We start from the raw sequence: 9,833 nt of genomic DNA, 5'->3' as shown, positions 1-9,833 counted from the left end.
TCATCTTGCCCATTCTTTTCTGTCCATGTTGGCATTTCTACTTTTGTGATTTTACTGTCACTTTGAATATCACATGTTATTGTGTATCCTTTTCTTGTTTCATTTTCTACTTTTACATTTGAAATCTTTGGTGTTGCTGTATCATTTACTGTTATTTCTAACGTTTTTACTGCTACTTCATTATCTTTGTTATAAACATATACATGTGTGTTATACTTACCTGTCTCATTTTTATGATCTTTAGTCTTTACTGTATATGTTGCTTCATATAAATTGTTTCCTTTATTTACAACACTTATTTTTGGCCATGTAATATCATCCTGTCCATTTTTTTCTGTCCATGTTGGCATTTCTACCCTTGATATTCCAGCTTCATCTCGAATTATACATTTTACTGTATATCCTTCACTTGTTTTATTTGTGACTTCTGTACTTTCGATTATTGGTGCTTTGCTCGGTTTTATATCAACCCCGCTATTAACTATTTTTATATATTTATTTTCCACATATCCATAATCTCTGTCGTATGAATATTCACTATTGCTAGTCATGCTATTTCTATCAGTTGTTAAAACTGCATCTGATTGTACTTGATAATATCCATTTTTTGCGGTTTTATTTCTAACAATAAAAGCATAAGGTGCATTTGATACAGTTGTATATAAAGTTGTAGATTGATTATTGCTTTCTTTTTTTACGTCAATATTTGTATGAGTTAATAAACTTGAATCTTTTATACCGATAGTATAATAATTGCTATCTTTTGAAGACAATTCTCTGTCCATAGTAGCTGCAGTTGCAGCACATTTTTCTCCTCTGTATGGATCAGAAGCATATTGAGAAAGTCCGCTTGCCTTGTCACCGTAAAATCCACCTCTAAAGTTACTATATCCTGGTCTTAAATAACCTCTAGACATTAACCCAGATGTAAATTCTTTAATGCAATCATCTACAGAATTAAAACTGTACGCATTATCAAACGGATTACTATCGAACGCTCCTATACCAAATAGATTATTTTTTTGTAAAGAGATTGTACTTTTACCCCATCCAGATTCAAGCGCCGCAAAACTTGCTACAATAAGTGCATTCACTCCATATGTATTTTGATTATTAATCAAACTATTACCTATGTTGTTCATTTTTGATTGACTTGAATTAGCCTTCTTATTAATAATTGAATTCAATTCAGAAGCAGTATAATTTGTTTTACTTCTAAAAGGTAAATATTGATAATAACTATAATATGGATTGCTTGCATTTACAGAATGTTGTCTTGTTTCACTTTTATAATCATTAATCATTACATTATAATCTTCATAAAAGTAATGACCATCATAGCTATAGTATTCCTTATTAGGTGTTAAATAACTTGGTCCAATTCCTATATAATTATAATTAGTTCCTTGATTACCAACATCATTAACATTAGTAGATATATAGTGATATAATAACCCTTTTGAATTTACTTCATAATTACTTGCATAATACGTTTTTTGTGGAACGATTTCTACTAATGAGGCATCTACTAGTCCAGTAACACCAGAAATCATAAACTTAACTTTTCCATTTTCTTCACCCAAAAACGCTGCATCTGCTACCATATCCTTACCATTAAACAAATATCCCGGTTGTCCTGTATAGAAATCAGTATATGAAATAGTAGCAGATTTTGACTTATTGCAATTGAAATTAACCATGTTTGCAGTATTAACAGTTCTTGCATTAGGATTATATTCTTCTCCTGTTGTTCCATCATAAACATCTACCGTATTAATATTACCATTTTCATCTACAAATGATGATTGCCCTACAACTTGTCTATCTTCATTATCATTTATAGACATAACTTCATCATTATTTTGTTCTGTAGCATTATTATTAACAATCTCTTCATTACCTTGAGAAACATCGTTATTATTATCTTGTTGTTCTACACTTACATTATCATCATTAGTTATATTTAAGTTATCATATGCATGAATCATAGAAATATTTCCAACAATCATACTCGTTACTACTAATGTAGATAATTCTTTTTTTAAATTTTTCTTTTTCAATATATTTACCCCCAATTTGAAAATACTCTATAAAATTATACAAAAAATACGATTAAATAACAAGAATTGTAAATATCAAATCATAAACATCAAATAAAATATACAAATTAACATTTGATTGAATTGAAAATAACCTTCTTTCATAAAAAATAATTCATTATGCATTTTCATAACAATTTTTATAATTATTTTAACAACGAAATATTTGCCTAAAATATACTTATACCTTTTGTCATTCTTATCAGAATAAATTTCATGGTAAATCTTTTTTCTTTCAACGGTAAATGATGATTCACTTTATTTAAGTCCATTAACTATGTTTGATAATAATTAATTTTTCTTTGTTTAAATTATTAAAAAATGAACCGAATTGCTTGGTACTCAAGCATTTCGGTTCATTTCAAATTAATATATGCTTCATTTGACTCGATATGCACATTTATATTCTTTATTATTAAATCGTATATTCAAATATTCCGTCTCAAGGAATTTTAGCACTCATTTGATATTTAATCTTGTTATCTCAAATGTTGTATTTGTTAGATATACATAATTTCCTTCATTATCTATCATATAACAGTGCACCTGATATCTTACTGTTGTCTTATGATTCTTTATACTGACGTTAGATATGTAATCTTCTCCTTCTTTTTCTGCTGTATACCATCTTAAATCATCTTGTCCCCCTTCTTCACTCCATACAGCATATTCGATGTTCTTTCCAATACATTCTATATCTGTATCTTTTAATACAATTTTTACTTCGGTTTCGTTTTTATTAACTTCTTTCTTTAACCTTCCTAATTGATCTCTCACAGTTGCTGCTTGATTATTATCATTAGATCCTACAAATATGCCACTTTTTAATGTAGCATACCCTGCATAGCTATAATTTCCTATATCCCCTTTATGATTTTTTACATCTACTATAACACTGTAGCGTCCTTCTTTCTCTTTTTTTGCTACATACCATATAATGTCATCTTGACCATTCTTATCGCTCCATACTGGTACTTCTAATTTTTCTATTGAATTTGCACCATTTGCAATATCCAAATTTATTTTAAATCTTCCTTTTCCAATATTTTGAGCACTCATTTTGATATCTGGTCTTGCTATCTCAAATGTTGTATTTGTTAGATATACATAATTTCCTTCATTATCTATCATATAACAGTGCACCTGATATCTTCCTGTTGTCTTATGATTCTTTATACTGACGTTAGATATGTAATCTTCTCCTTCTTTTCCTGCTGTATACCACCTTAAATCATCTTGTCCTCCTTCTTCACTCCATACAGCATATTTGATGTTCTTTCCAATACATTCTATATCTGTATCTTTTAATACAATTTTTACTTCGGTTTCGTTTTCACCAACATCTGTCTTTAAACTTCCTAATTGAATTCCTACAGTTGCTGTTTGATTATTATCATTAGATCCTACAAATATGCCACTTTTTAATGTAGCATACCCTGCATAACTATAATTCCCTATATCTCCTTTATGATTTTTTACATCTACTGTAACACTGTAGTGTCCTTCTTCCTCTTTTTTAGCTCTATACCATATAATATCATCTTGTCCATTTTTATCGCTCCATACTGGTACTTCTAATTTTTCTATTGAATTTGCACCATTTGCAATATCCAAATTTATTTTAAACCTTCCTTTTCCTATATTTTCAGCACTCATTTTGATATCTGGTCTTGCTATCTCAAATGTTGTATTTGTTAGATATACATAATTTCCTTCATTATCTATCATATAACAGTGTACTTGATATCTTCCTGTTGTTTTATGATTCTTTATATTAACACTCGTTACGTAATCTTCTCCTTCTTTTCCTGCTGTATACCACCTTAAATCATCTTGTCCTCCTTCTTCACTCCATACGGCAAACATCATTGATTTAAATTTTTCTTGATTAACATTATAGAATTTTAATTTTGCCTCTGTTTCATCATTATTTAATGATACTCCTAACACATCTTTCAAAACATTTATTTCAATACTTGCTATTTTATTATTACTTGTTGTAGCAGTGATTGTTGCTGTTCCTGGGTTCATTCCAGTTACTTTTCCATTTTCATCTACTGTTGCTACATTTGTATTGCTTGATTTCCATGTGATTCTCTTAACATCTGTTGTATCACTCGGATTGATTGTTGCCTGTAATGTTTCACTATGCCCCTTTAGCAAATTAATTTTTGTTTTATTTATTGTAACTGAAGTAATTGGATTGACTACTGTAACTTTACATTTTGCAACTTTACCATTAGTGGTTGTAACAACAATGTTTGTTGTTCCTCCGCCTACCGCTGTTACTTTCCCACTTTGATCTACTGTTGCTACGTTTGTATTTTCACTAGACCATGTCCAACTATCATAAACAGTATCATCTGGTTTAGCTGTCGCTACAAGCGTTTCAGTTTCAGATTTATTTAATTGTAATTCTGACTTATTGAGTGTAATTGTTTTTATATGCTTTAACACTGTAATTTGACATGTTGCTTGTTTACCATTACTTGTTGTTACAGTGATTGTAGCAACACCTTCAGATACTGCTGTAACTTTTCCTGCGTTATCCACTTTTGCAATAGTAGGATCACTTGACTCCCATATTAATTGTTTACTGTCTGTTGTATTACTTGGATCGATTGTTGCTTGTAATTGCACAGTATCTTTTACATCTAACTCTTTTTTATTTATATTTAAGGTTACTGAATTAATATGTAAGGTAACATTAACTTGACACGTTGCAGTCTTACCATTTGAAGTTGTTACTGTTATTTCACAACTTCCTTCTTTGATTGGTGTTACTTTACCGTTTTGATCTACCGTAGCAATACTAGGATTAGTTGATTCCCATGTTAGTTTCCTATTATCAGTTGCGTTATCAGGATGAATTGTCGCTTGCAATGTTTCTGTTGTTCCTATATTTAAATCAAGTTTGGTTTTATTTAAAGAAACAGAACTAATGGATACTGGAGATGTATCTTTAACAACACCTTTGATACGATAAGTTACATTATCTACTTTACTCCATGTTCCATGAGATAACTCTACCAAACAATGTTCATTAGAAAAATCACATATAAAATGAATATCTTTAGCAGTCGTATATGTTTGATCACACATAAGCTGTGCATTATTTTTTGTAGTTCCTTCTAGAGTTATTACAATAGCATAGTATTCATCTTTATGAATAGAAACCTTTTCGTTTAATGAAATATAATTATTCCCTATATTCTCATTTATACCACTTTGTGATAATACTTCTGTTCCTGTTGTAGGATCATTTGGGTTTGTTAATCCAGTATATATTTTTAAGGTATAAGGAGTTAATGATCGCAAACCTAGAGTTATCGCCTCTAAAGACTCAACATCTTTTTTCCCTTGAAAAACGTTAGCATATGTTCTTGTAAAACTTGCCATTGTGTAACTTGTATTTTCTGTTCCATCATATTGGTATGTATTAATGTTATCTCTAGGTGCAAATTCAAAGGAATAAACATAGCCCAAAGAACTTTCATCATAAGACATCCAAAAATATCCATCATTTCCAAAACCAGTTCCCCAGCTATTTTTGATTAGCCACGCTCCGTTTCTAGATGGCGTATACGAAAAATTAGAAGCACTGTAATTGTCGTCCCATCCCACAATGGTAACGGCATGGTTTAACCATACATCATGGTTAGGATTATAGTAGTTACTATTTTGACCATTATAATAGTTATTAAGATGATCATACGTCGCAAAAACACTTCCATTTTTCAATATTGCCTGTTTTACCTTATCACCATAATCAACAGTTATCTTTTCATCTGTCTTATATACACGGTCACAGATGAGATTACTATTAGTAAGACGGTATGTTGTATTATTTTGATCATCATGAGTTCCATTCATTGTTTGAACATTTTTAATTGGATAATCTTCTTCATCTGCCAATCCAAAATTACTTAAAGCTATTTGTACCATGTTAGGAGCAATACCTTTATCATAATATGTTTCTCCATTTACAATAACAGTTTGGTCATTGTTAGTATTATTGTAAAAATCCCCTTTATTATTATAAGTAAAATAATTTAGATGAGCTTCTGATAAATCAATATCTTTAGTAGCTAAATTATTTTTAATTAAATATGTTTCTGCCACACTACATGCTGCAAAAGCCCAACAGTTACCATTAGGATTTTGATTTTTAACACTTGTTACATAACCCTGTTCTACTGAACTATATGAACTTGGCATTGCTGCCCTCGCTCTCGCTCTTGATTTGAACGATGTACTTGTTTGAAAATTAACATCATCCATATTTTCATATTGTCTTCTAGGCATCACACTTCCTTGTGTTTCTTCTTTAGCTGATACACCTGTTATAGGCACAATCATAGAAAAAGAAAGCATGAATGCTAAAAGAGTTCTTATTATACGTTTCATCTTATTCCCCCTCATGCTATAAAAGTATAACTATTTATATTCTTAATTATAAACTAAGAACACCATTCTTTCTATTTTTTTATTTAAATATAAAAATTGTCGAATATCGCCCATCTCTATTCTATAAATAATCATTAGATTTTTATTGTAATACAAAAAAAGGATCATAACGATCCTTTTCCATAAATTACACCTTTTACTGTTTTATAAATAATCGTGAAATCAAGCCAAATAGACCAGTTATGATAATAATAATCATCTAGCTTACAACGATAATCAAAGCCCACATCACTTCTTCCATTAGCTTGCCACATACCGGTTACTCCCGGTTTACATTTAATGATTGATTGATAGTATTGCCCCATATCTTCTCTTTCTCTTGGTAAATAAGGTCTTGGTCCAATAAGTGACATTTCACCTTTTAAAACATTTAAAAATTGAGGCCATTCATCTAATGATGTTTTTCTTAAGAATTGTCCAACAGGAGTGATTCTTGGATCATGGACTAACTTTTTATTTGTTAGATATTCTTCTTTAATCTTTGAATCTTTTTCCATAAGTTCATCTAGAATCTGTTCTGCATTAGGAACCATTGATCTAAATTTATAAATCTTAATCTTCTTACCATCTTTTCCAATACGCTCTTGGCTAAACATGATGTTTTCATTATCACCACTCATTAAGTATTTATATTTGACAAATAACATTAATGGAATCAATGTTATACAACCAACTATACCGGCACAGATATCAATTAATCTTTTTAATACTCTTGCAAATAAAGACATTTCATCATTTGATGTGGCAATTAATAATTGCCCATCAAAATCTTGGACTTCTGAAGAAAAGGTCATCGTGCCATTAACATCTGGTAAGTATTTAATTGCTTCTACTTTACCATAAATATCTGACATGACCTTATCAATAACTTGTTGATTTGCTTCTGGCAAAGCAACAATGATTTGTTCGATATGTAAATTCCTTATTGCCTCATCCATTTCATCATAACTATATAAAAAACTATTTTTAATAATATTTTCTTGCTTAAAACCAAATAATGAATCTGTTAAATTCGTATCAACATAACCTTCTACCTTTGTTAAAGCAAAACGATTATTATTAGAAATCTTTCCAAGTCTAGCCGCTTCATATCCCGTTCCAATTACCAATGTCTTTCTAGCAAACTGTTCTCTAAAAGAAATACGCAAAAAACGATCGGCAAGTAAACAAATAAGAAACATTGATCCTACCATAATAGTAAGATGCATTCTTCTTTCATAACCTGTTGATCTTGGTACAAGCACTAATAAAGCGATATAAAAACAAAAACTTGATTTCACTAATGCTTTAATTTCATCCCATATTAAACATGTATTTAATGAATAATGTCCATAAATAAATAAGAACAAGAAATATAAAATTCCTGATCCAATAATAAGATCCATTTCCATATGAAAATAGATACAAATAAAATAATACATGATGACTTCTATTGTTAATAACATAAACGGCATGATTTTTCTATTCATTGATTACACCTCTTACATACCTTTGATTATACAGTATTCTATTTATTATTTCTATCTTTTATCATTTATAGTATAATGACTATATCTATCAAAACAGGAGTGACAACTATGAAATTTTTCTATGCAGGTTTAAATAATTTCATGAACAGACATCCCTTCATTAAATCATGTACATTATTTGCTTCAAAATTTTGTCCTTGGATGTCAGGTATATTTTATGCATTATTTTTACTTAAAATATTTTTAGAATACACCAATCAATTTTATTTACTTGTCTATCAGCCTTTTTTAGTTTTAATTATCACGGTACTATTAAGAGTTCTCATTAATCGTAAAAGACCTTGTCAAAAGTATCCTATTCAACCTATTGATGATAAACAACACCTTATGCATTCTTTTCCAAGCATTCATACTGCTTTAGCTATTTCTATTGCTTTAACAGTTGTGGGCAGAGGACCTAATATGGGATTACTTTTATCTTGTTTAGCTGGTGTGATTACTCTTACAAGATTACTTACAGGGGTTCATTATATTACTGATATCTTATTTAGTATTGCTCTTGCATTTGGTATTTATTTCATTTAATGATTAATTATAATAAGACTATGGAAAAATTATACTCAACTGGTGAATTTGCCAAACTGGCTGGTGTCACCCTTCGTACAATTCGATATTATGATAAAATTGGTTTACTTAAACCTACACTTATCTTAGATAATGGCTATCGTCGTTATTGTAATCAAGATTTTATTACTTTACAAAAGATTCTTTCTTTAAAAGAACTAGGATTTTCTTTAGAAGAAATATTTCCCATTATCCAAGATGAAGATCAACAAAGTTTTATTCAATCTCTACAATTTCAAGAATCTCTCATTGATAAAAAAATAAAACACTTAAACCAATTAAAAGAATCATTAAAAAATACCCAAAAAATTATCCAACAAGATCATCAAGCATGGGAAAAAGTGATTGAGTTAATACGTTTATCACATATCAATGATCAAATCATCGAACAATATATGAATACTCAAAACATTGAAACCCGTATTTTACTTCATGATCGTTATTCAACTAATAAGCAAGGTTGGTTTAATTGGTTGTTTCAACAAATTGATTTTACTCATGTTTATCAATTATTAGAAATTGGTAGTGGTAATGGTAAACTTTGGGAAAATAATCACTATAATTTACGTAATCGTGAATTCTTTTTATCTGATAATTCTTCGGGTATGATTGAAGAATTAAAAAAGAAATTAGGAAATGAATATAATTATTTAATTCTTGATTGTCAAAGTATTCCTTTTAAAAATAAATTCTTTGATACGATTATCGCTAATCATGTTCTCTTCTATCTTCAAGATATTCATCTTGGTTTAAGTGAAATTAGCAGAGTATTAAAAGATTTTGGTACATTTTATTGTACAACATACAGTCATTTACATATGAAAGAAATCAATGAACTGGTTAAAAACTTTGATTCTCGGATTCTTCTATCTAACGATGATTTACCAAGTAAGTTTGGTCTAGAAAACGGAAAAGCCATATTATCACCATACTTTAATCATATTGAATTAAGAAAATATGAAGATTCTTTGTTGGTAAAAGATGCTAAACCGCTCGTTGACTACATCATGAGTTGTCACGGCAACCAAAAAGAATACTTAGGACATCGTCTTAAAGAGTTCCAAACTTATATTGAAAAAATTATTAACGAAAATAACGGTATTCATATCACAAAAGACAGTGGTTTATTTATATGCAAAAAGTAATAATCGTTTTTGATTATTACTTTTTTTAT

Annotated in this window: 5 protein-coding genes; 2 read left to right on the top strand and 3 right to left on the bottom strand. The window is 29.4% G+C overall.

Annotated features, from left to right (window positions below):
* The 3 genes from DWZ53_RS04280 to DWZ53_RS04270 form a co-directional block, all read right to left on the bottom strand.
* Nucleotides 1-2,060 (bottom strand): GBS Bsp-like repeat-containing protein (locus tag DWZ53_RS04280; protein WP_118432327.1); only part of this gene is annotated, 2,060 nt, incomplete at its 3' end.
* Between the two features lie 498 nt (nt 2,061-2,558).
* Nucleotides 2,559-6,506 carry a GBS Bsp-like repeat-containing protein gene (locus DWZ53_RS04275; RefSeq protein WP_158568177.1) on the bottom strand — a complete coding sequence of 1,316 codons (3,948 nt, stop codon included), beginning with the start codon at nt 6,504-6,506 and terminating at the stop codon, nt 2,559-2,561.
* Between the two features lie 164 nt (nt 6,507-6,670).
* Nucleotides 6,671-8,035, bottom strand: coding sequence for an exopolysaccharide biosynthesis polyprenyl glycosylphosphotransferase (locus tag DWZ53_RS04270; protein ID WP_118432323.1), 1,365 nt, complete (start codon nt 8,033-8,035; stop codon nt 6,671-6,673).
* A 108-nt stretch (nt 8,036-8,143) separates the two neighbouring features.
* Between DWZ53_RS04270 and DWZ53_RS04265 the strand changes: the two genes are divergently transcribed.
* Both DWZ53_RS04265 and DWZ53_RS04260 read left to right on the top strand, forming a co-directional pair.
* Entirely contained in the window at nt 8,144-8,620 is a 477-nt protein-coding gene (locus tag DWZ53_RS04265) for a phosphatase PAP2 family protein (protein ID WP_118432321.1), read from the top strand.
* A 20-nt stretch (nt 8,621-8,640) separates the two neighbouring features.
* The gene (locus DWZ53_RS04260; RefSeq protein ID WP_118432335.1) at nt 8,641-9,804 is read left to right on the top strand and encodes a MerR family transcriptional regulator; all 1,164 of its coding nucleotides are present in this window, start codon (nt 8,641-8,643) and stop codon (nt 9,802-9,804) included.
* The last annotated feature ends 29 nt before the right edge of the window (nt 9,805-9,833 follow it).

It is taken from the genome of Coprobacillus sp. AF33-1AC (assembly GCF_003475785.1).
Classification (GTDB): domain Bacteria; phylum Bacillota_I; class Bacilli_A; order Erysipelotrichales; family Coprobacillaceae; genus Faecalibacillus.
The sequence above is the reverse complement of the archived record's forward strand: the minus strand, read 5'-3'. Positions and strand labels throughout refer to the sequence as shown.

Excerpts from the sequence above, each read along its gene's own strand:
- DWZ53_RS04275 (WP_158568177.1), bottom strand. The coding sequence starts at position 6,506 with ATGAAACGTATAATAAGAACTCTTTTAGCATTCATGCTTTCTTTTTCT.
- DWZ53_RS04270 (WP_118432323.1), bottom strand. The coding sequence starts at position 8,035 with ATGAATAGAAAAATCATGCCGTTTATGTTATTAACAATAGAAGTCATC.
- DWZ53_RS04265 (WP_118432321.1), top strand. The coding sequence starts at position 8,144 with ATGAAATTTTTCTATGCAGGTTTAAATAATTTCATGAACAGACATCCC.
- DWZ53_RS04260 (WP_118432335.1), top strand. The coding sequence starts at position 8,641 with ATGGAAAAATTATACTCAACTGGTGAATTTGCCAAACTGGCTGGTGTC.